This window comes from Streptomyces sp. NPDC028907 (assembly GCF_055564995.1).
Window position 1 is genome coordinate 727,694 of the sequence record NZ_JBVHVE010000001.1, and the last position, 21,997, is coordinate 749,690.

Annotated in this window: 16 protein-coding genes; 5 read left to right on the forward strand and 11 right to left on the reverse strand. The window is 67.3% G+C overall.

All coding sequences use genetic code 11. The features are described 5' to 3' along the window. Nucleotides 1–9 precede the first annotated feature (9 nt). Both ACZ4UU_RS03245 and ACZ4UU_RS03250 read left to right on the forward strand, forming a co-directional pair. Complete coding sequence (locus ACZ4UU_RS03245) at nt 10–342, forward strand: hypothetical protein (RefSeq protein WP_468036188.1); 333 nt, start codon at nt 10–12, stop codon at nt 340–342. Then, nucleotides 339–737, forward strand: coding sequence for a PIN domain-containing protein (locus tag ACZ4UU_RS03250; protein ID WP_468036189.1), 399 nt, complete (start codon nt 339–341; stop codon nt 735–737). Before ACZ4UU_RS03245 ends, ACZ4UU_RS03250 begins: the two co-directional genes overlap by 4 nt. Nucleotides 738–1,353: 616 nt before the next feature. On the opposite strand, the gene ACZ4UU_RS03255 is transcribed toward ACZ4UU_RS03250, so the two are convergent. The 6 genes from ACZ4UU_RS03255 to ACZ4UU_RS03280 form a co-directional block, all read right to left on the reverse strand. Further along, nucleotides 1,354–3,282 (reverse strand): PKD domain-containing protein, encoded by a 1,929-nt coding sequence (locus tag ACZ4UU_RS03255; RefSeq protein WP_468036190.1) that lies wholly within the window; start codon nt 3,280–3,282, stop codon nt 1,354–1,356. A gap of 673 nt (nt 3,283–3,955) precedes the next feature. Next, nucleotides 3,956–4,819: a hypothetical protein gene (locus tag ACZ4UU_RS03260; RefSeq protein ID WP_468036191.1), complete on the reverse strand. Its 864-nt coding sequence runs from the start codon at nt 4,817–4,819 to the stop codon at nt 3,956–3,958. 297 nt (nt 4,820–5,116) lie between these two features. Next, complete coding sequence (locus ACZ4UU_RS03265; RefSeq protein WP_468036408.1) at nt 5,117–5,533, reverse strand: NUDIX hydrolase; 417 nt, start codon at nt 5,531–5,533, stop codon at nt 5,117–5,119. Between the two features lie 20 nt (nt 5,534–5,553). Next, nucleotides 5,554–6,210, reverse strand: coding sequence for a class I SAM-dependent methyltransferase (locus ACZ4UU_RS03270; protein WP_468036192.1), 657 nt, complete (start codon nt 6,208–6,210; stop codon nt 5,554–5,556). Nucleotides 6,211–6,281: 71 nt separating this feature from the next. Further along, nucleotides 6,282–6,782 (reverse strand): hypothetical protein, encoded by a 501-nt coding sequence (locus ACZ4UU_RS03275; protein ID WP_468036193.1) that lies wholly within the window; start codon nt 6,780–6,782, stop codon nt 6,282–6,284. Between the two features lie 344 nt (nt 6,783–7,126). Then, nucleotides 7,127–7,333 carry a hypothetical protein gene (locus ACZ4UU_RS03280; RefSeq protein WP_468036194.1) on the reverse strand — a complete coding sequence of 69 codons (207 nt, stop codon included), beginning with the start codon at nt 7,331–7,333 and terminating at the stop codon, nt 7,127–7,129. A 172-nt stretch (nt 7,334–7,505) separates the two neighbouring features. Between ACZ4UU_RS03280 and ACZ4UU_RS03285 the strand changes: the two genes are divergently transcribed. Both ACZ4UU_RS03285 and ACZ4UU_RS03290 read left to right on the forward strand, forming a co-directional pair. Next, nucleotides 7,506–8,261 (forward strand): DUF6879 family protein, encoded by a 756-nt coding sequence (locus ACZ4UU_RS03285; protein ID WP_468036195.1) that lies wholly within the window; start codon nt 7,506–7,508, stop codon nt 8,259–8,261. Between the two features lie 19 nt (nt 8,262–8,280). Further along, nucleotides 8,281–9,126 (forward strand): helix-turn-helix domain-containing protein, encoded by an 846-nt coding sequence (locus tag ACZ4UU_RS03290; RefSeq protein ID WP_468036196.1) that lies wholly within the window; start codon nt 8,281–8,283, stop codon nt 9,124–9,126. A gap of 197 nt (nt 9,127–9,323) precedes the next feature. Here ACZ4UU_RS03290 and ACZ4UU_RS03295 read toward each other — a convergent pair whose 3' ends face one another. Beyond that, nucleotides 9,324–9,527, reverse strand: a complete 204-nt coding sequence (locus tag ACZ4UU_RS03295; protein ID WP_468036197.1) for a DUF397 domain-containing protein — start codon at nt 9,525–9,527, stop codon at nt 9,324–9,326. Further along, nucleotides 9,524–10,354, reverse strand: a complete 831-nt coding sequence (locus tag ACZ4UU_RS03300) for a helix-turn-helix domain-containing protein (RefSeq protein WP_468036198.1) — start codon at nt 10,352–10,354, stop codon at nt 9,524–9,526. The genes ACZ4UU_RS03295 and ACZ4UU_RS03300 overlap by 4 nt, the downstream gene beginning before the upstream one ends. 196 nt (nt 10,355–10,550) lie before the next feature. On the opposite strand from ACZ4UU_RS03300, the gene ACZ4UU_RS03305 reads away from it, so the two are divergent. Beyond that, nucleotides 10,551–11,135, forward strand: coding sequence for an ATP-binding protein (locus ACZ4UU_RS03305; protein WP_468036199.1), 585 nt, complete (start codon nt 10,551–10,553; stop codon nt 11,133–11,135). Here the strand turns inward: ACZ4UU_RS03305 and pglX are convergent. From pglX to ACZ4UU_RS03320, 3 genes are all read right to left on the reverse strand, one after another. Further along, nucleotides 11,062–14,661 (reverse strand): BREX-2 system adenine-specific DNA-methyltransferase PglX, encoded by a 3,600-nt coding sequence (pglX, locus tag ACZ4UU_RS03310; protein WP_468036200.1) that lies wholly within the window; start codon nt 14,659–14,661, stop codon nt 11,062–11,064. The two genes, ACZ4UU_RS03305 and pglX, sit on opposite strands and share 74 nt — an antisense overlap. Continuing rightward, a complete protein-coding gene (pglW, locus tag ACZ4UU_RS03315) occupies nt 14,658–19,367 on the reverse strand; it encodes a BREX system serine/threonine kinase PglW (RefSeq protein WP_468036201.1) in 4,710 nt (1,569 codons plus the stop codon). Before pglW ends, pglX begins: the two co-directional genes overlap by 4 nt. A gap of 656 nt (nt 19,368–20,023) precedes the next feature. Further along, complete coding sequence (locus tag ACZ4UU_RS03320; protein ID WP_468036202.1) at nt 20,024–21,910, reverse strand: DUF2075 domain-containing protein; 1,887 nt, start codon at nt 21,908–21,910, stop codon at nt 20,024–20,026. Between the last annotated feature and the right edge of the window lie 87 nt (nt 21,911–21,997).

Sequence of the window (21,997 nt, forward strand, 5' to 3'; positions counted from 1 at the left end):
GTCGAGGGTATGGCAACCAAGAAATACACCGTGACGCTTCCCGAGGAACTCGCCGAGGCCATCCGGGCCGAGGTCGGCCCCGGCGGCTTCAGCCGCTATGTCACGCATGCCATAGAGCGCCAGCGGGAACGCGACCGCCTCGGTGAGGCAGTCACCTGGTGGGAGAAGGAATACGGCGGGATCACCGAGGCCGAGATGGCCGAGGCGGAGGCCGAGCGACGGGAGATCGAGCGCAGGCACGCGGAACTCGCCCGTGCGCGTCGCGTGGCCGAGGAGACACAGGAGCCGTCCCCCGGAACGCGGACGGCCGAGGCGCCTGAGGCATCCCGGACGGCCGCGTGAGCGGCGCAACGGCCTACCTGCTCGACAGTGAGGGTCTGTCCCAGTGGGTCCGAGGGGAGCGCCGGATGGGCATGCGCGTCAAGGACGCCCTCAAGGCCGACATTCGCGTCATGACCACGTCGATGACCTTGATCGAGGCCTACGACCCGACGCGCTATCTCCCCTCCTGGCAGTGGGCGCTCTCCCAGATCCGTGTCGAAGCGGTGACCGAGGAGATCGCCAACGAGGCGATCCGCCTCGTCAAGGAGACGGGCCTGCACGGCCACAAGTACGCCATCGACGCGGCCCTCGCCGCCGTCGCCCTGCGGCAGCCCGGCCCGGTCACCGTGTTCACATCGGACGAGGACGACATGCGCAAGCTGTGCGCCGACCGTGTCGTGGTCGTGAAGCTCTGAGCCGAGCACGACCCATCCCCCTTCGCACTTCGCTTCCCGTCGGTGCCCGCCCGCCCCCGTGTCCGGACGGCGGCACACCGGCTCGACCCACAGGGTGCGGTCCGCCGCTCCCGCCCGAGGCCGACCACCAGTCCAGATCGTAGGGCCGAATCCGGAAATTAGGCGGCGATACGCGCGACCTGCCAATCCTAACGAAGGTCGTCCAGACCGAGGTCCGCCATGGAGCGACCGCGTAAAGGAGGACCGTCCCGATGCGCCCGGGGTGAGGCGCGTCGAGCACCCTCGCGTCGGCCGTGACAAAGGGCTCGGGTGAGCAGGCGCTCCCGTACAGCCGGGCGCTAGGTGTGCATCTATCGGATCAGGCCTCGCACTGAGGGCGAATCCCAAAGATTGATCACGACTCGATACGCGCCCTAGCTGTAGTGGTGGGCGAACATCGTCTTTGCGGCGAAAACGCCACCGGGCCTGAGCCGTCGGCAGAACAGGGGGAAGAGACGGCAAAGGGTCGGTGAACCAAGCGGCACCGAAGATCGACTAGGGTCCCTTGTGCGTATGCGGCGACGGGCCCCGCCCGGGAGCCGTCTCTTCGGGCGGGGCATACGGCCATGGTGCGAGGTCAGCTCCTGCTGCCGGTCGCCGACAGGTCTGTGCCGAGTGTGGGCAGGCCGTCGAGAATGTCGGTCAGTGTTCCGGTGAGGCCGCCAAGGAGGCCGCCGCCGGGCAGGCCGGGGATCCAGCCGGTGTCGATCACGGTGAGGCCGGTGCGGAGCGGTTGGGGTTCGGCCGTGTCGAGGTCCCAGCTGGCGCCCGGGGTGCTGTCGTAGAGCGGTTTCGTGGGCGGGTTCTCGCCTTGGGAGAGAGGCCAGACGACGCCGCGGAAGGCGTCTTTCTCCAGGTAGCCGACGAAGCCGTGGGTGGCCGAGCGGCCCTTGACAGCGACCTTGCCCTCGGAGTTGATCACCAGCCAGTCGAGGCGGGTGGAGAGCAGTGCGCGTTTGCCGTCGGGGGTGGGGACTGCGAGCGCGACCGTGCCGGCGGGGATCGTGGAGCCGGTGGTCGGGTACTTCGCGGTGATGCTGTACCCGGCGCCGTCGGCCAGGGCGCCGGTGCCGGAAACGAGTCCGGCGCGCGGGTCGTAGACGACGATCATGCGTTCACCCTTGTCGGTGCCGGCGTCGTCGTCGGTGACCTGGAGGGAGAGGGTGTTCATGCCAGCGTGCTGATAGGTGTGGGTAGCCGTACAGCGGCCGTCCTTCGCGGTGGACTCGGAGGTGGTGCCGTCGTCCCAGGTGACCTTGCAGGTGTGGGTGTCGTTGCTGCTGGGGTCGGTGAAGGAGGCGACGAGCGGTACCTCGTGCTCCACGCGGTGGACGTCCCAGTCCTCGGGTGCTTCGGAAAGGTCCAGGACGGGGGCAACGTTGCGCAGCGTAACGGTGGCGGAGTCGCTGACCGGGCGGTTTACGCCGTCGTCCGCGGTGAGGGTCAGGGTGAAGGTCCCGTCGTCGGTGCAGTGGAAGCCGGTGCTCGGGCTGGTGGCGTCGGTGAAGGTGCAGGTGGTGCCGGCGTCGACGTCGTCTCCCGCGCGGTAGGTCCACTTGGTGTCGGGGGTGCCGTTGTCGTCGGCGACGGATCCCTTGAGATTCACCTCGGAGCCTTCGTCGCCGGTGAGGTCAGGGCCGGCGTCGACCATGGGAGCCAGGTCGGCGGGGGCGGTGCCGTCGGTGGGCGGGCGGTAGTAGTAGCCGCCGTCCCCGTCGCTGCCCCAGTTGCACTTGTGATCCTTCACCCCGGTCTTCACCCGGTCCCAGCCGATGTTCGGGTGAGCGGCCTCCAGGTCCCAGGTGGGGCCGCCCTTGCGGCCGTCCAGCGAGTAGGCGACATGGCACCACAGCTGCTTGTACATCGACTCCTTCTCGTCGGCGGTGGCCGTGTCGGGTACCGGGGTGAGCAGCTGGAGGGCGGTCCAGATGAGGTTGGTGTAGTCGTCGATGAAGGTGGGCGGGTGTGGGCCGTTCGCAAAGTCGGTGGGGACCAGGGAGGTGGTGAGGGTGTCGCCGCCGCCGTCGAAGGGCTCCACATAGGTGCTGGAGTGCGTGAAGAGGCTCGCGTCCTTGTCGTGGTAGTACGAGCCGGCCCAGTCGGACTGGAGCTGGCTGCCGGCCGGCTGCTCACCGTTGGTGTCCTTGATGGCGAGGGACCAGGTCATCTTCGCCATCTCGGGCCCTTCGTAGCCGATGCGGACCGAGTGCATACGGAAGGGGAGGAAGAAGGTTGAGCGCGTGCAGTCGGGAGCGCTCCAGCCGTCGACGTCGCGGCCTTCGACGGTCCAGCTCAGGACGGGAGCGTAGCCGTCGTCGCAGCGGTCCATCACCTGGAAGGAATTGGCGCCGGGGCCTTCGTCCCAGTTGTCGTGCCAGTAGTGCAGGCCCGAGTTGAACTTTGCGTTCGCCCGGAATTCGTCCGCGTGATATACGGCTGCCGGTCCGCTCGTGGCGGCCTGTGCGGTTTCGGAGCCACCGGGCAGAAACTGAAGTCCGAGGAGCACGCTGAGTGCGGTCAGGAGCGTGGCGCTTCTGAAGAGTGATCTGAGCAGTGGTCGCATCGGAGGTCCCCCGCCTCGTCGTGCCCGGCCGGCCGGGCGGCCCGCCGGGAGTCGCGGCGTCGCCAGAATGGGCGCGCCCGAGTGGATGCTACGAGGCGTCATCGACTGGTGGCGTCATGAACTGTGTTGATTTCGGGGAGAGTTGTTGCCTTCTGGGAGAGTGTGGGGCGGTCATTCCCAGGTGAGCTGGAGGCTGCCGAGGCCGAAATGGGGGGGTGCGCGAAAGCGCCGCTAGCGGCAGGCCGCAGCCGAGGCGGTGACCTCGGCCGAGGAAGCCGGGACCGATCCGGAGCGCGAGGAGCGCCGGTTGCGGCGCCGGGCGGGCCCGGCTGAAGGCGGCGGCTCTGGGGCGTTCTCGCGGCGGCTTGACCTGCAAGGTTCACCTGTCGGCAGACCGGCGGTGCCGCCCGCTGTCGTTCGTGGTCACCGCCGGCAGGCCGCCGACAACCCGCAGTTCGCAGCGGTGCTGGAGAAGGTTCGATCGCCCAGCCAGCCAACTCACAGCCCGAGAACCAGTCACGCCCACACCACGTACAAGCGCACGGCGTACGTGTGCAGCCCGCACCCGAACGGAAGCTTGCGATGGACTTCCCCTCCGCCCCTCACAGCGGGTGAGCTACGAGGGCCGAGGGCCCTCTGCCGTGATGGCGGTTCCGTCCGAGGCATGGCTCTCACCATGTTCCGCGACGAAGGACTCGTGGACTTCCTCGGCTTCCACAACCACGACTCGGTGCGTCGGCTTCGCCAGTTCCGACTCGGCGAGGTGCTTCTTCAGCCGCTTGGCCATGGGGCGATAGGTCGCAAAGGTGAGCGTGCCGGACACAGCGGCCCCGACGACAGGGATGGCCTTCGAGATGCTCTTCGCGAAGGTCTGCTTCGTCATCTGGACGCCGATGTAGGCCGCGACCTTCTTCACTATGGGGTAGATGACGCCTTTGGTGAGTGCCTTCTGTGGCAGCTTCTTGGCGACCTGCTTCGCCATCATTTCGGCGACCTTCCCCACAGCGACGTTCGCCGACTGGGTACCGAACATCACGCCGAAGAACAGCGTGAGTACCGCCATGGTCGCGTCGTCGACGTCATCGCCGTCGTCAGAGAACAGATCGGGCCAGCTGTAGAGGTAGGCGAGCTTCTGGGCGATACGCAGCATGTGGCCGAAGTACTGGGCCATATCGGCGGGCACGGTGGCAGGAAGGGCCATGAAACCGGGTAGCCCCGCAGCGGCGGAGAGGGCGCTGACCTTGGCAGTCTCGTAACGGATGGAGTCGTTGGCCGCTTTGTCCAGAACGTCGAGAGAGATACCCGCCGCTGCGGGGGTCTCTGCGATTGCTCTGCGGATCTCGTCCTCGGAGCAATAGCGTGCCAGCGCCTTCCGGAGGTACGCCTCCCTATGGATACGCACGCCGGGCAGCCTGGCTGAGCTCACCAGCACTGTGGAGAAGCGCGACTCGGGGTTCTCGCTCGCTTTGCCCTGATTCATAGCAGGAACCTACAGTAGCTCCGCCCTCCAGTGACCCAGTCTTGTCCGCTCAGTTTGGGCCGCCTTATGTGAGTGACGATTGGCGGGCGGGCTGGCCGCAACTAACTGTCTGTGCAGCTGAGTTGGGCGCTCGGCGTTGCCCTGCCGCCCTTGCCTTCGGTGTACGCCGCCTGGGTCCGGCAGGATGCTGATCGTCACCTGGGAAAGCGACCGCCGCCGCGAACTGAGTGCCTCCGCGCGGAGGTGAGGTGGGCTGACGCGACCGGGCTGTCGGTCGGCGCCCGGGATCGACTCCTCTCAGACTGCGATGACCTGCTGGGCCAGCAGCAGCGCCAGCGGCCCCCCTTGAAGCAGGAAGCGTCCCTCAGTGGCGGCCCGGATCGCGTCCGACATCGGCCACCACATGAGTTTGAAACTCTCCTCGTTGGGCGTGAGCTGCTGCGGGCCGCAGGTGAGGCCTTCGGCCAAGAAAAGGTGGATGCGGGCAGTGGAGTTCAGGGTGATGGCGTACGAGCCGAGGGGCTGCCAGGTCTGGGCGGTGACGCCAGCTTCCTCGCGCAGTTCGCGCCGCGCGCACTCTTCCGATGTCTCACCGTCCTCCCGGCGCCCTCCGGGCAGGAACACGTACTCGCCGCCGTGCTGGGGGAATTCAGCGGTCAGGACGGCGACCATGCCGTCGGCGTCTCGGGCCACGATGACGGAGGCGTCGCGCATCGCCCCGCGACGGGGGTTCGTCACGGAGCGACCGCGCGGACGAGTAGCGTCCCGATGTGCCCGGGGTAAGGCGCGTGGAGGACCTGGGCGTGGGCCGTTGCGAACCCGGCCCGCGTGAGCAGGCGCTCCCAGACGGCCGGACGGTAGCTGTAGCGGTAGGTGAACATCGCCTTTCCGGCGAAGCCTCCCTTGTACATGCCCTGCGGCCCGTACGCGCCGGGGATGGCCGGCGGCTGCGAGAACGCGAAGACGCCGCCGGGGTTGAGCCTCCGGCGGACAAGGGGGAAGAGACGGCCCGGGTCGGTGAACCAGGCGGCTCCGAAGATCGAGTAGACCGCGTCATACGCGCCCTCGTGATCGCTCAGGTACTCCAGCACCTCGGAGCACACGAACTCCGCGCCGATCCCGGCCCACTTCGTGGTGGTCTTCTCGACCATGACGGGAGACAGGTCCACGCCACGAGCGGTGATGCCGTGCTGGGCAAGGTGGGCGAGGGCGCGGCCGGTGCCGCAGCCGATCTCCAGCACGGAGCGCGGGTCGCCCAGTAGCTCAGGGCCGGGTCCGTGACCGGCGTACTGGGTCCAGCAGAAGCTGGGCTCGGCGTCGTCCTTGAAGGCGGAAGCGGCGTAGGTGTCCCACAGTTCCGTCTCGGCGGCGATGTCGTGGTGTGCGGGCAAGACGATTCCTCTTCGCAAGGGCTGGCCCCTGTCCTCCGGGGGACCGAGGACAGGGGCCAGGGTAGGGCCGTTCAGTGGCTGTCGGGGACCTTGTTGTCACACGGCGAGCAGTCCGTGCCGTCGATCGCCCACAGTTCCTCGTCGACGTCGAAGCCGATGGACTGCAGGAAGTCCGCCGTGCGCAGGCACAGGCCGTCGCGACGGCGCTCGATGAACGGGGCGTGGTGCTTGTAGCGGCCCTCGTTGTACGTGTCGCAGAGGGCCCACCACACGGGTGTGTCGAGGATGAGCTGGTGAACGCCGATGTCGACGAGCTTGCCGACACCCAGGTGGACCTCGGGGTGCTCCATGCAGCCGATGGTGTACATGATGGCGTTGCCGAGGATGCGTTCGGCCATGTCGCGGACCATCGTGTGGTCGCGCAGCAGTAGGGCGACCTCGCGGTCCCACAGGGGCATGCCGCTGTCCAGCACGTTGATCGTCAGGTGCTTGACGCGGGGCTGGACGGCGTTGAGGAGTTCCTTCGGATCCCGTGTGCGGGTGCTCGTGGGTCGGTCGATCGTGACGGTCATGGACTACTCCTTCGGAGAATGGTCGTGCCGGACTGATGCGAGCCCGTTCCGCATGTCGGCCCCTCGTGGGCTGGAAGCGCGGCACGGGCGCCCTGAACATCCCGCTCCAGCGAGGGCTGCCGGCTGACCTGGCCGGATCGGGCGACTTGGGTGGAATCCTGGCGGTTGTAGCCGTGACACAGACAGGTGCAGCGGCGCACGAGCAGGAGTCCGGTGGCGAAGGAAAGAGGAACGTCCTCGGTCTGGCGGCACTCCGCGTGCAGATCCTCGTACGGGGCGGAGACCCGCAACGTCAACCGGGGCGGCAGACCGCCGTCCTCGCCAGGTCTCCCCGGGCTGGCTGCTCATTTCTCGCCGCCCTGCCGGAGCGCATCTGCCAGTCGCATGGCCACGTCGGCGCGTACGCGGCCCAGTTCCACGAGCCCGAGAGCGGGCGAGCCGGCATCGACCGCGAGCGAGGGCAGCACGACGCCTGCCTGAGAGAGTGCCGCCTTCAGGGCCTCCGCGGCCGCGAGAGGGTCGGTGTCCTGAGCCTGTTGCGTTGTAGCCATGAGCGAGACGTTAGGGATGGGCGGGGACCGGGGGACAGGGAAGTTCCTCGAAGTTGCTTGACTTCACGGAGAAGTTCCTCGAAGTTCCTCATATGGCCCGTCTGAACAGCGCGCATGAGGCGCCGCCCGTGGGGAGGCTTGACGCATTGGTCCCCTGTGAAAGGAACTGCTCATGGTGCGACGGCTGCGCTTCAACGGGACGGGTAGCGGCGTCAATGGGTGTCCGTCTGTCCATGAGGACCTCGACACGGGCGAGGTCATCGTGCACGGCCCGCCGCTCACCGACCCCGAGGACATCGCCCGGCTCCGGCACCTGGGCGAGGGCGAGGTGCCGGTCGTGGTGCCACGCGAACTCCTCGTGGATTGGGGGCCCAAGGACATGACCCGCAAGGCGAAGGTCATCGACCTGAACGAGTTCGACCGGCTCTTCACCCAGTTCGAGCACACGGCCTGGCGGCTGGAAACTCGGCGTCGCTACGCGTCGGACGAGGTCACCGAGACCTACGCCCAGTTCACCCGAGGTGAGCCGGTGAACTGGGACGACCAGGACTCGGAATGGTGTGCCAACCGGCGCGCCCAAGCCGCGCTCGGCAAGCGGGTGGGACGGGTACGCATCGTCGACAACCCGCCCACGACAGGTCAGCTGTACTTGCTCGACAACGCACGTCGCAACAGCGCTGTCGGCGAGCGGATCATGAATCTCCGGCGCGTCGACGCCGACCGGCTGAACCTCCCCTCCGAAGACTTCTGGATCTTCGACTCACGGATGGTCGCGTTGCTCAAGTTCGACGATGCCGACGACCTGGTAGGGGTCGAACTGATCACGGAGCCCGCCGAGGTGGTGCGGTACTCCATGGTGCGCGATGCGGCCATGCACCACGCGGTCCCGTACGAGGAGTTCGCGGCCGGCCTGGCCGTGAAGGAGTAACAGAAACAGGTGTGTACCGGTGAGCACGGACTACCAGAAGGCACGCGAAGCCCTCGGGATACGCCTCCGGGAGCTACGGCTGTCAGCCCCCGGCAGTCGTCTCACCGGTACCGAGCTGGCCGACAGGTGCGGATGGCACAAGTCGAAGGTCAGCAAGCTGGAAAACGGCCGGACAACGCCAACGCCCGACTGCCTGCGCAGGTGGGCGGAGGCAACCGGCCAACCGGAGGCGTACGACGAACTGCTCGGGCGACTGCGGGGCTTCGAGTCGCACATCCGGTCATGGCGGCGACAGCTGGCCTCTGGGCACAAGGCGGTCCAGGACACTCACCTCCGCGCCCATGCCGACGCCTCTGTATTCCGTGGCTGGGAGTCGTCCATGATTTTCGGGATTCTCCAAACGCCGGAGTACGCGCAGTCGATCTTCACGAGATACGCGGAGCTACAGAGATCACCGCGCGACACCGAGCAGGCAGTGCGCTCTCGGATGAGACGGCAGGAAGCGCTCTACGACTCGTCGAAGCGTTTCCACCTCATCCTGTGGGAAGCCGCCCTGCACGCCCAGATCTGCCCTCCGTCGGTGCTCGCCGCCCAGCTCGACCGCCTCATGGGAGTCATCGGCCTCACCACGGTCGAACTGGGGATCATCCCGCTCTCCGCCGCCCTTAAGATCCCTCCGGCCACCGCCTTCTGGATCTACGACGATCGCCAGGTGATCGTGGAGAACTGGCACGCGGAGTTGTGGATCGACGACGAGGCCAGTGTGGACACCTATCTGCGCACCTGGAGGACACTCCGGGAGTCCGCCGTGTACGGCGTTGACGCGCACCGTCTCATCAGTGCGGCGCGGCGGGCGTTGCACTGACCGATCGTGACGGCGGGCCATGCTTCAGAGGGGCGACTCTCATCGGCTCGCGCACCAGCGCCTCCCCGGCGGGCAGTCGCTCATCCCCAGGGGACAAAGGGGTGTAGCCCTGATGCCGAACGCGGGAGGGTCTGCCCCCTGTTGAGAGAAGCGCTGGGCCCTCGGCACGTGCGCACCTGCCGAGGGCCCAGCGCCTGTCAGAGTGCAGCGAACTCGACGAACGCGGTCCACGCCGTGGGTTGTACGGCTAGTGCGGTACGGGTCGTGTCCTTCGAGTCGCGGACGTGCACCCTGCCGGGGCATGCGGCGACCTCGACGCACTCCCCACCCGCCCCGCTGCTGTAACTGCTCTTGAACCAGGCCGACTCAGGCACCGGCGTTATGGGCTGTTGGGCGTTCATCTCTCTCCAAGCAACTTCTCGACGAAGGCCAGCGACTCGCGCGGAGTGAGCGCTTGGGCTCGTAGGAGTCCGTACTGCTCCTCGATCTCCCGGACCGGCTTCCGCGCCGTGTAGAGGCGGCTGTCCTGTTGTGCCTCCACGTACGCGATCCTGCGCCCTTCCTTCGTTTCGATCAAGGTGAACGGACCAGCCAGTCCAGCGTGCTCTTCCCGCTCGATCGGCAGCACCTGAATTTCCACGTTACGCCGCTGCCCTTGCAGCAGGATGTGCTCCAACTGGCCTCGCATGACGCCCCATCCGCCCAGCGGCCTACGCAGCACCGACTCCTCGATGACAAAGCTGATGGTGGGCAGTTGCGTACGGCAGAAGATCTCCTGCCGAGCCAGTCGCGCAGCCACCCGCTGCTCAACGACGTCCTCGTGCAGCAGGGGCCGCCAATTGGTGAACACCGCCCGCGCGTACTCATCGGTCTGCAACAGCCCAGGCACCGCCTGGTTCGCGTACACATGCAGCTCAACGGCCTCCGCCTCCAACCGCGCCGCATCCCGGAAGAACGCCGGATACTGAGCGCGAGCCACCTCCTCCTTACTTGCGCTCAACACCCCGCCCGCGTCGAGCACTTCATCCGCCCGGTCGATGAACTTCGGCGGCGGAATCCTCTTCCCCTGCTCGAACGCCGCGATGGTCGAGGCCGAATACCCCGTCAGCGACCCGAACTTCGTCCGGTCCAGCCCCGCCCGCTCCCGGAACAGCTTCAGCTGCCGCCCGAACACGCACAGAATGCCCGTCCCGAACTCATACTCCGGCTGCTGAACCTCGTCGCTCACGTCGCCGCTCCTCCCGTACCACAGCCACCGGACTCCACCCAACGCACGGCTTGGGAACCGGTCACGCCCCGCACCGCACACAAGCGCACCGCCAACGCATACAACCCGTACCGGTCAGCGCATCACTCCTGTTCAACGCTACGCACAGTCCGCAACCGTTCACCTCATGAAGTCAGCAACTCCCACGAACGGGCATATGCCAGAGCCCACCGCACCCGAACGCGAGTTCGCCATGCGGTTCACCTCAACGCCGCGCGGCGCCCGCCTCGCCCGCCGCCTCGTCTCGCACCGCCTGAACGAGTGGGGCTACCCGTACACGACCCCGGTCAACGAAACGCTCACCCTCATCGCGGCAGAACTGACCGCCAACGCGGTACAGCACGGCCACGTCCCCGGCCGGGACTTCCATCTCCAACTCACCCTGGCCGACGAGACGTTCCGCATCGAGGTGACCGACACCCGAGCCGAGAAACAGCCCCCGTCGACTCCCCCGACCCCCGACTCCGCATCCGAGTCCGGCCGCGGCCTCCACCTCGTCGATGTCCTCGCGGACCACTGGGGCGTCACCCCGCGCCAAGCCGCCCCCGGCAAAACGGTCTGGGCGGAGCTGCGCGTACCGACCGGGGGCCCCTCGCACACGCACCCGGCGGCCCCTCGTCCAACCGACTCGGTATCGGCGTACGGGCACAACACCGAGTCGTTTACGGCTACTTCTTCACGGCTGTCCGACGAGCTCGGGTTGCGGCCGGGGGCTTCCAGTTACGGAGATCGTCGTCCGTGAGTCCGTGCTCGCCCTGCTTCTGCTGGCGGTAACCGGCGAAGAAGTCCGCCGGGGAGCCGCTGTAGAGCATGTCGAACTCGTTGTGCCACTGGGACAGCCACGGCTGGAGTTCCAGCAGGCCGGCGAGGAAGGGCGTGATCTCCTCGGTGGACAGGGCGGTGTTGGTGAAGTACGTGGCGAGGGCCTGGGCCTGCTCACGGTGGTCCCAGCCGGCCCAGCCGTACAGCTCGGGGGTGGCGGCGTTGGACTGCCCGTAGGAGACGAACCGCTCCTTGGGCACATCGAGCTTGCCGCGCGCCCTCCAGTAGGAGGGGCGGAGGAAGTCAGCCGAGGTGTACTTCGGCGGCACGGGGATGGAGTCCCGGATCTTCCGCTTGGAGGGCTCGTCGGGTGCGGCATCCTCCTTGCGCTGGAGGTCCCACACCTCTTCCCAGTCGGCGCGCTTCTTCAGGCCAGAGGGCTTGTAGCGGAGGGCGGAGAGGAACGGCACGTGCTCGTCGGTGATCAGCTCGGCGACGACCTTCGCGAGTTCCTTGCGGGGCGCATAGAGTTTGGCGACGGAGACGAAGTCCTCATCGCGGGAGAGGACGTCGGTGAGACGGGCCAGGTTGAGGATGGTGGGCTGACCGTTCTCGTCGAACCAGTGGTCCCGCTTCTCCATCCGGTCGAGCAGCCAGGATCGCAGTGCCTTCTCCTGGAGCACGTCCCATCCTTCGGTGGCCCAGCGACGCTTGTACTCGGGACGCTCAACCATGCCGATGGCGCGGGACGACTCGATGGCGTGGATCCGCTTCTGAACAACCTCCCGGTATGTGGAGGGCCAGTCTTCTGGGAAGTGGATCGATGCTGTGATGTTGTGACGCCTGAACCAGTCGGTGGACGCGGTGCCCTCTTTGGCTCGGCGAGCGAGGACAAATTCGAAGGCCCGCTGCCCAGGGGCTAGTTCGGGAACGTCGGATTCCGGGGCTCGGAGGTCGTCGTAAATTCCATAGAGGGCGTAGACTTGCCAGTCGAGTTCTTCTTGCAAAGCAACCATCCGCGCACGGATGGCCTCCCACGAGGCCCTGGCCGCGTACAGGGCGGCGGGTTTCGGTACTCCCTGCGCCACAATACTTGAGGGGCTGGTCGCCGCGAGTTCTTGAACTAGAACATCCAGGGCGGCGCCAAGACGGGCGGGGTACTCGGCCGGCAGCGGGAATTCTTGGAGCTTGGTTCCTGTGAATTCATAGAACTCCTCCCATTTCTCGCCCCGAAGTCCCTCGTTGACTCCGCCGTTCCCCCTACCATGGCTGACCATCTTAAGCCAAAAGCAGGTTGTAGAGCTACTTAGAAGCCCAAGCAGTCGCAAGTGCTCCTCTTCGCCCATATTCTCCCGCAGCTTAATTACTGGTGCATGGCGGTTATAGACCTTTCCACCACGGTCCAGTGCGAAGTGGTTGTGTGTCGCCACGAATGAGAATGTGATTCCGAGGGGCGAGGCATACCTCTTAGGGAAGAACATGCTGTGGTCGAACCAGCGGAGGCCTCGTTCCGTTGGTGTCTGACCGAAGTCAATTCGTCGCTGGAGTGCGGTTCGATTGGGCCACAAGAAAGTAGATCCGTGCGTATTGACTGCCCGCGGGTGTCCATCTTGACCATAGGGGAAGAATGTTACGTTGGGTGCAGTAGCCTCGAAGTCTCGCACCCCATCGCCAAGCACTACTGGCACTGAGTAGTCCGTCAAGGAGAGAGTCTTGGACGCTGACACAGGCATGTAGAAAGCGTCATCGAGGCCAGTGTGAGTGGTGCGGCCAATAGCGTCGGCCATGCTGCCGAGCTGGCCAGTGGATGCGCTATAGAGCTGCTCAACCATCTCAAGGCCACCGTCGACCAGAACCCAGGGCTGCTTGCCGAAATAGCGCCGGCGCTCCAGATCATCTGCCGAAACCCACCGGGTGACGGATCCTGGCCTGTCGATCTGGTCCACGATTGCGTTCCAGACCTTGCCGTTCTCAGCCTTTTCCGGCGGGGACGTCTCACCCTGGATGCTTCGCACAGTGCGGATGACCCCCGAGCGTCTAATTCCGCCGCGTCGCTTCCCCACAAGGATGACCGTAGGTGTCCCATGCCCCGGAATGTAAGCCCCTGAGGTGTCAATAACCTCGGTCAGTTCCACCTCGTGACCGAAATACGTCTCAATAAGTCGAGTCCCGAATTCTCGCTTCATGAAGGAATTTGCGGTGATCTGCCCGACCATTCCATAGCAGAGCCCGCTCTCCGTGTCTCCAACCTTCGCGAGCTCGAAGAACCGCTGAGCAAATGGCACAGACAATGCGTACGTACCCGAACAAGCATCGTACAGCCCCCGATAAAGCTCATTGAGCTTCTTGTCCTTCACCGTGATATACGGCGGATTCCCCACCACCACGTGATACCGCCCCGGCCGCAAAATCTCCGGATGCTCGTGTACATCCTCAGTCTCATACTTGAAGTCGGCCAGCTCATCCGTGCCCTCCTCCTCCAAGCCGTCAAACAGATTCCCTTGCTTGTGTCGGTGTTTGATGAGCGAGTCACCCACTGCCAGATGAATCGGCCACTCATATTTCGCAGCCTCCCTCAGCGCCCGCACACCACTCGCCGCCATAGCCGCGACCAGCAACCGGAACCGAGCAATGGCCACCGCAAACGGGTTGATATCCACACCGTGCACCGAGTCCAGCGCAGCCCGCACCCGCTCGTGCACGTCACGCCCAGGCTGCCCCTCCCCCCACAGCCGCACCAACCGGCGAAACGCCCCCAACACAAAGTGCCCCGACCCACACGTAGGGTCGATCATCTTCAGTTCCTTGTACCCGAACTCCCGCACAGCCGGATTCATCGTCCGGTCGAGGATGAACTCCTCCACGAACTCCGGTGTCTGCAGCAGCGCATACGTCTTCCGCGCCGCCTCACTCAGGTCCTGATACAGATCCCCCAGGAACCGCGTGTCCCACCCTTCCGTACCGTCCTCGTTCAGCGGGTCGGTGAAGTCATGGACAAGGACACCCCCCTCGTCCCTCCCCCGCCAGAACTCCACCAGCTCCCGAGCCCCATCATGCGAAAGCGGAACCTGATACAGCGGGTTGTGCCGCTTATCAAAAAGAAGCCGCCCCGCCTGCCCCTGCCCCAGCTCCTCGAACGCCTTCTCCAGCCACCCGCGATACGTCGGATCCTCATCCGACTCCACATACGCGTCGTACCGAGACTCCGCCAGCTCGCGCCGATCCTCGTCCGGCCCCGTCAGATACGGCTCCGGGATCAGTCGGTTGTCCTCACAGAACCGTACGAAGACACTCCCCAGGACCCACGCCACCGCGACCTGCGTAACCCGCTCGTCCAGCCACGAGGTCCACGTCGCCGCCGTACGCCCCAGCTTGCGCGCCTGGTCGTACTCAGCCCTCAGCCGCGCACCGACGCCCTCCAGCGCCTTCACCTGGCGCCCAAGGTCAGTCTCGACCGCCTTGACCTGCTGCTTCAGGTCATCCAACAGAGCCTTGCGGTCGATCACTTGACGTCTCCCTCGACACCACTGGCACTAGCACTGGCCACGCCCTCACCGGACCCCCGATGGGCATTACCCACCCACGTATCCGGAAGCTGAATCCACTCCCCCAGGCCGGCCTGATACGGCACGGCCACCTGCCCCAGCCGGGGCTCCCGCGACGGGTCGGCCTGCGGAACCAGGAGCCACAGCCCCCGCCCGCCCCGCCGAGCCACCGACGCCAGCCGGTCCAGGACCCCCATCGCGTCGTACCGCGCGAACACCCCGGCCTCCGTCAGCAGCACAGGACCGGCCCCGCCTCCCCCGCCACCGACCTCCACCAGCTCCGCGATCCGAGGCTCCACCACACCCCACGCCGTCCGCGCAAACTCCGCGAACCGCACCGCCCCCTTCGAACCCGCCTCTGCGGCATCCGCCTTCAGCAGCGTCTCCCAAGTGGGCTTGGTGCCAGGCGTGACCTGCGCATGCAGCGCCTCGAGGAACAGCTCCGTCACCGACACCGCATCCGTACCCAACCGCCCGGCACCCAGCTCCCGCACCGCGTCCCGCACCAACTGCTGCCGTACGGTCAGCACCCGGAACCCGTCCCGGCGGGCCGACGCGAGCAGCCGTTCCTCCGCGTGCACCGCGCCCGCGAGCTGCGGATCGTCGGCGTACCGCGTCACCGCACCCGTACGCGTCGACTGCCGCCACGCACCCGTCGTGAGGTAGCTCGACGCGTCATCGACCCGCGTCGGCAAGTAGCGCAGCACGCCCTCGCGTTCGTGCATGTTGAGCGACAGTTCGAAGCCGGCGTCACGCAACGCCTTGGTGAGCGGGCCCCCCGTCGGCAGTTCGTGGTGCGTGCCGCCACGCCCATCCGGAACGACCATCTCCGGGAAGCGAGCACGGACCCGCTCATGCACCGCCTCCCCGGTCAGACCCGGCTGCTGCCCCTCCGGCATACCCGGGATCCAGCGGACAAGCCCGGCCTGCGTGAGGCGCAGCGCTCTGACCAGCGACAGGTCGCGCGGGTAGATCTCCAGGCGCGGAGTGGCGGCAGCGTTCACGGACGCTGCAGCCGCCAACTCCACCATGCGCCGCTCGTCCCAGTCCACCGCACCCGGCGGCACCGTGAGCGCTCCCAGCTCGGCCAGAACGGTCGCCGCCGTCGGCAACGTGTCCAGCCTCGCGAGCCTGTCCGCCGTCTTGCCCAGCCGTGCCGCGTACTCCAGGAGGCCCGGCGCGGTCGGGGTGTCCGGTCCGTCGGTCTCCCGTACGTCGAGGGCGAGCAGGCCGGCGCCCAGGGACTCGTCCGTCGCCTTGCGGTTCGGCTGGTGCTGGAACTCGGCCTCCTGTGGGGCCAGTTGCTCCACCTCGACCACGGCCCGTACCGCCGCCAGCGCCATCGCGCGCCGCTGCTCGCGCCCGGCGAGATGCGTGCCACGCCGGACCGCCAGGGCATCCGCGATCTCCACCGCCGAGGCGACCCGGCCCATGCTCACCAGCAGGTCGATGATCTCCTCGCGCAGCGCCTGGACGGCAGGCTCGGCCTTCCAGCGCTTGCGCTCCTCCTTGAGCATCTGCGGGATACGGCCATGGCTCAGCCCAAGGCCCTCCGCGACATCCTTCTGCTTCGGCCAGACCCCGATGTCCGGCAGGACCCCATGCTCGTCGGGCAGGCGCAGCAACAGCCGTACCATCTCCGCCTTGTTGCGGTTGGAGCCGTTGTTGTTGACGGCAGGCACGAAGACGGTGGCGAGGGTGTCGAGGCTGACGGAGCGCAGGGTGCGCGGGGGCAGCGCGCCCGCCGAGGGGCCCGTGGCGAGTTCGCCGACGAGGGCCGACTCGGCGGCGGTGAGCTGATCCAGCTCCTCCTTGGCTTCCGCTCGCCCCTTCGGTGTCAGCGGCGAGACGGGGATCTCGCGCAGCCGCTCGCCCCACTCACGCTGGCGCTGCTGGACCTCGTTGCGGGTCTTGGCGCCGAGGCCGGGGGCATTGACGAGCTTGCGGCGGCTGTAGTCGAGCAGTTCTCCGACTGTCGTGATGCCCAGGCCGTAGAGGAAGGACTGGGCGGCGGGAGTGAGGCCGGACACGGTCAGCGGGGTGTCCCGGGTGACCTCGGCGGCGAGCCGGTCGCGCTGCTGCTCCGCGCTCTCCGGCTCGGCGTCCGCGATTGCCGCAGCGGCGGTGCCCTCGGCGGGTGTCCCCTCTCCCGTGGTCGCGGCGGCCGGGTGCCGGGAACGGTGGCTGGACGGGACCGTCTGCGAGGCGTCGAGGAAGACCTTGCGCCAGGCGTCCCTCATCGGCTTCAGCTCGGGGAATCGCTTGCCCGCGTCGCGGTGCAGGGCCTTCTGGAAGAAGGCGACCAGTCCGTCCCGTACGGCCGGGTCGAAGGCCTCGGCCGCGATGGTCGGGTACGGCCACTCCTTCGCGTCGGTCATGCGCGGCAGGACAGTGCCGTCGCCCCACTTGGGCAGCTCGCCGGAGGCCATCTGGTGCAGGGTGACGGCGACGGCGTAGCGCTCGGCGTGCGAGTCGTAGGTGCCGCGCGTGATGACGTCGACGAAGGGGTCGAGGTAGCCGTCGGTGCCCGCGTCGGTCTTGTTCGCCGGATAGCCGGCGAGCGAGAAGTCGATGAGGACGAGTTCGCGGGTGCGGTTGGGGCGGATACGGATGGCGATGTTGTCCGGCTTGATGTCGCGGTGCCAGACGCCCTCGCCCTCCAGGAAGTCGACCGCGCCGAAGAGGTAGTCGCCGTACGCCTCCAACTGGTCCACCTGGAGGCGGCCGTTGTCGCGGAGCTGACGGGCGACGGTCTCCTCGCGGCGGCGTGGGCGGGTCCCGGCCTCGGCACCCTGACCATTGTCGTCGCGTTCGTCACCGACGTACTCGAGCACCAGCACCGTACGGCCGCCCATGTGCAGCGGCTCGGGTTCGACGAGGCGGATGATGCCGGAGTGGGGGCGCAGGCGGCCCATGACCTCGGCCTCACGGGCGAGGATCTCACCGCGGTTGTCGGAGAGGGCGACCTTCAGCACGGCCAGCGGGCGGGTCTTGCGGGCCTCGGCCTGGAGGTCGCGGACCAGGAAGGCGCGGCTGGTGGAGCCGGTGCCGAGGCGGCGGCGGATCTCCCACCGCCCGGCGAGCACGTCACCGGCGACGGCCTCAAGCGGGTCCTTGTCGGCGGCGGTCCCGTCGTCCTCGTCGCCCGGCCCCTCGGTGCCGGTGGCGGCCGGGGCCGGGGCGGTGAGGGAGTCCTCGACGACCTCCAGCAGCTCCAGGAACTCGTCCACGCTGGCCAGGCGCTGGCCGGGCCGGTAGGCGGTGGCGGCCTGCACCAGGTCGTCCACGTCCTCCGACAGTCCGTCCACCAGGGAGCTGGGGCGCAGGCCCTCCCCCGCCTCCAGGCGGGCCAGCAGCTCGGCCTGGCTGGCGGCCGGGGCCTTGCCGGTGACCAGCAGGTAGGTGAGGACGCCGAGCCCGTACACGTCGAGGTGGACGGGGTCGGGCTTGAGGGCAGTGAGTTCGGGGGCGAGGTAGGCGTCGGCGTCGTCGGCCAGGTGCATCGCGGACAGGGTGGTGGGCGCGTAGCGGGTCATGCCCTGGCCCTGGGAGGAGTCGCTGCTGCGCTGGGTCGCGATCTGCCAGTCGGAGATCTGGAGTTGCGGGGTGAGCCAGGCGGCCTCCTCCCCCACAGCCCTGCCCTTCCTTCCGCGGGGGCGGGGGACGACGAGCACAGAGCGGGCGGCGAGTGCGCGGTGGTGGATGCGGCTGGAGTGCGCGGAGCGCATCGTCTCGGCGAGCTGGCGGACCAGCGCCATCCGGCCGAGGATGTCCAGCTTCTCGCCGTACTGGACCAGGTACTCGTCCAGCTTCAGGGTGTCCGGGTGGTAGTCGAAGATCAGCGCCGGGCCGGCGGCATGGCCGGAGGGGAAGTACTGCTTGAGTTCGACCGCGCCCGGGTGCTTGAAACGGCCCAGCACCGCGGCCTCGCGCCGGGCGGCGTTCTCGACGGACTGACGCAGAGAGGTGTCGGAGCCACGCTCGCTGAGGTAGATGCGGACGCGGGCGGCCTCGGGGAGATCGCTGTGGCGGGCGAGGTAGTCCGCCCAGGTGGGGCCGGAGTCGAAGGACTTCCGCTCCAGCTCGTACGGGCCGACCTTGTACTGCGCGTCGCTCTTGCGGATCCCGATGTTCTTGAGGGCCGCCCCGATCTCGCGCGAGCCGATCGCGGTGATACGGCGCCGCTCGTCGCGCGGCGGCTGTCTGAGCATCTCGACCAGCTGGTCGACGGTGTGGACGCCGTTCTGGTCGTGGGCGGGCAGACGTACACGAAGGCCGTTGTCCGTGAAGCAGACGGCCTCGGCGACCCATACGCGCTTGTTGCCGGGCAGCGCGAGCAGGCCGGCCAGCTCCTTGGCCTTGCGGTTGACCAGGTGCAGCGGGTTGCCGTGCGTACGGCGGCGGCCACCGGGCGTGGTCTGCACCCAGGTGCCGTTCTCGGACGTGACCGAGCCGTGCCAGTCCTTCAGCTCGATCATGCAGACGCCGCCGGGGGCGACGACCAGCAGGTCCACTTCCCGGACGTGGCCGGTGTTCGCCGTGAAGGTGAAGTTCGACCAGGCGCGCCAGGGGTCGGAATCCGGCAGCTTCTCGCGGATGGCCTCCAGGCCGCGGCGTTCATGATCGAACTCGGACTCGGTGACCGTGACCCACCGGCCTTCCCGCATGCCTGTTCCTCGCTCCTTGTGTCCCGCAAGGGTCACCGTTCCCCATGGCCAGACCCAGGATGCAGATCCTAGTCCGTGCCTGTGACATGAGAAGGGGCGATGAAGAACGGGGCTATGGGATATACCTCGCGCATCGCGGGAATCGGGTGCTCCGCACCCCGCACACCGGGGCGCAGATAACGGCTGAACAGCCCTATACCGGATCGAATCACCCTGCGTGGCAGGAGGCCGTGAAGCGTCGAGTGGCGCCTTGCCCAGGACTCATGCTTAGAAGTTCGCCTACTGGCGGGACAGTGTGACCGCCCTGTTCGACCGCCCGGACTCTTGCTCTACGAGGACGCCTGCCGACAGGGACTCGACGTTCTCTTCCTCGCACCACGAAGGGGGCATCGATGAGACCCCACGCGGTTCGTGCAGATGTTGGGTGAGCTGGGCGGTGTCGGGGCCGCGAAGCAGCTCTTGCGCGGCGGCAACACCTCGGACGGTTTCTCGTTCTCCTGCCGTGGTACCGGCATCTCTTCCAGGAGCACCACTTGGACACGGCTCAGTACCGGCTGAGCGAGCACGGATTCGACGTCGACCGCTTTCTGCGTGAAACTCAGCGGAATCCACCCACCTGGGTTTCTGACGACGTCTGAACGCACGCGAACGTCCCGTCAGACCGGCACGGCTTTCCGTGCCGGTCCACCCGCAAGCTCCCGCAGCTTCTGTCGCGTCTCCGGGTCGGGCGAGTACACGATCGTGCCGACCATGCCCCGGGTCAGCAAGACCTTGTAGGTATTACGGATCAGGCGGTCCACATCGGCGTCGGGGGTGGACTTCTTGAAGACCGGGTCCTTCGACGCCGTGCGGTCCGTGATCCAGCGGTCACCGCGCCAGAGCAGATCGGGCCCGATGATGACGCCGGACCAGTCGTACTCGAAGCCCTGGGCGGTGTAGACGCAGCCGACCTGTCCGAAGCCCGCCGGGTCGGTGGCCCACAGGGCGGCCGGGGGCGCGCCGGAGACGGAGCGGTCACCGCGCAGGTTCCAGGGGCGCGCCCAGTCGCCGATGACGACGTCGGGCGGGAGCGGGGCACCTGGCTTGGGTTCCGGGGACCAGCGCCAGCAGTAGCCCGCGGACATACGGGCCCCATAGCCCTGGGTCCGACGCGCTTCGAGGAAGGCTTCCATCTCCTGCGGGCTGTCGGCGACCAGCAACTGCATGCGGCCGTCGGGTTCCCACACGACCGGCCCGCCCGCCTCCAGCCCGAGGAGTCGGACCACCCAGCGCAGGTAGGCGTCGCTGCCACCGCAGCGGAACTGGCTGTCCAGCGGGACGACAGTGCAGGGGATCCCCCGCTTCGCCGCTGCCGCCTTGATCTCGGCCACTGTGCCCATCTCACCGGGGCGGACGACCTGGTGCTCGTCGAGGAAGAAGACGGGAACGTAGGCGACGTCGATGAGTTCGTCGATCTGTGCCCTGCCCGTACGGTTCTCGGCACGCGTGTACCGGTTGGCCGAGGTCTCCCGGATGCGGTGCGCCTCATCGCAGATCAGGGCGCCCAGGCTGTTCTTCTCGGCCGTCATGAAGCTGTTGAAGTACTTGAACAGGTCCTGGACTTCCCGCTTGCGGGCTCCCGCGATCTTCCTCATCGTCTTCGTGAACGACTGCGAGCCGGTGGCGTGCAGCGCCGGAACGCCACGCCGGTAGAGCTCGCCGAGCAGTTGGAGAGCAATCACGCTCTTGCCTGTGCCGGGGCCGCCCGTGACGATGACGACCTCCTTGCGATCGGCGTGCTTCGCCTTCTCCACCGCGTTGAGCACCAGGCGGTACGCGACCTGCTGCTCGTCGAGGAGGACGAACTGTGTGCGGTCGCGCACCTCCTCAGCAGCCACGGACATGAGCTGCTTCGACGGCACCGTGGCGCCCCCACGGAGTTCGTCCGCGGCCTGGGCTCCAGGGTGCTTGTCGCTCAGCCTCGTACGAAGGTGGTCGAGGAAGGCGCCGCGGCGTTCCTCGGTGAAGAGCAGTCCGTGGCCGTCCCGTTCGATCTCGCGCAGCCCGGTCACGCCGAACTCGGTGGCGTTGTGCAGATACGCCACTCCGGCCACTCGTTGCCCGTGTTCAGCCACCGCGCCATTGAAATTGACGAGGTATTCGCAGTAGCGGCGCACCTGCTCGATGGGGTTGAGGACCGGCTGTGCATAGGCGTCGACATGGCACAGGGTGGGGTCGTCCTCGTGAGGAAGCGCCTGGCTCCACTGCTTCAGCTCCACGACGACGTACGACGGTTCGCCCGTGACCGGATGAACTCCCGCGAGCACGGCGTCTGCACGCTTACTGTTCAGCGGGAGCGAGTACTCCAGCATGACCTCCACGTCGCCCAGGCCGGCGTCGTTGAGTGCGGCGGCCAGGGCGGGGATGCTGCGCTCCCAGGAACGCACCTCCGAGGTGCCGGGCCGATAGCCGTGCATGTGGACGAACTTGTCGGTGAGGTGCAGGAACAACGAACCGTCGAGTGCCATGACGGCGACCGTTTTCGCGGACGCGCGGAACAGCAAGGACTTCTCCCAGGCAGCACGAAGAGACTCGTGCGGGTGGGGGCATGTCCTTCGAGACTCCACCGAGGTGGAGCGGAAGCCCGTCGG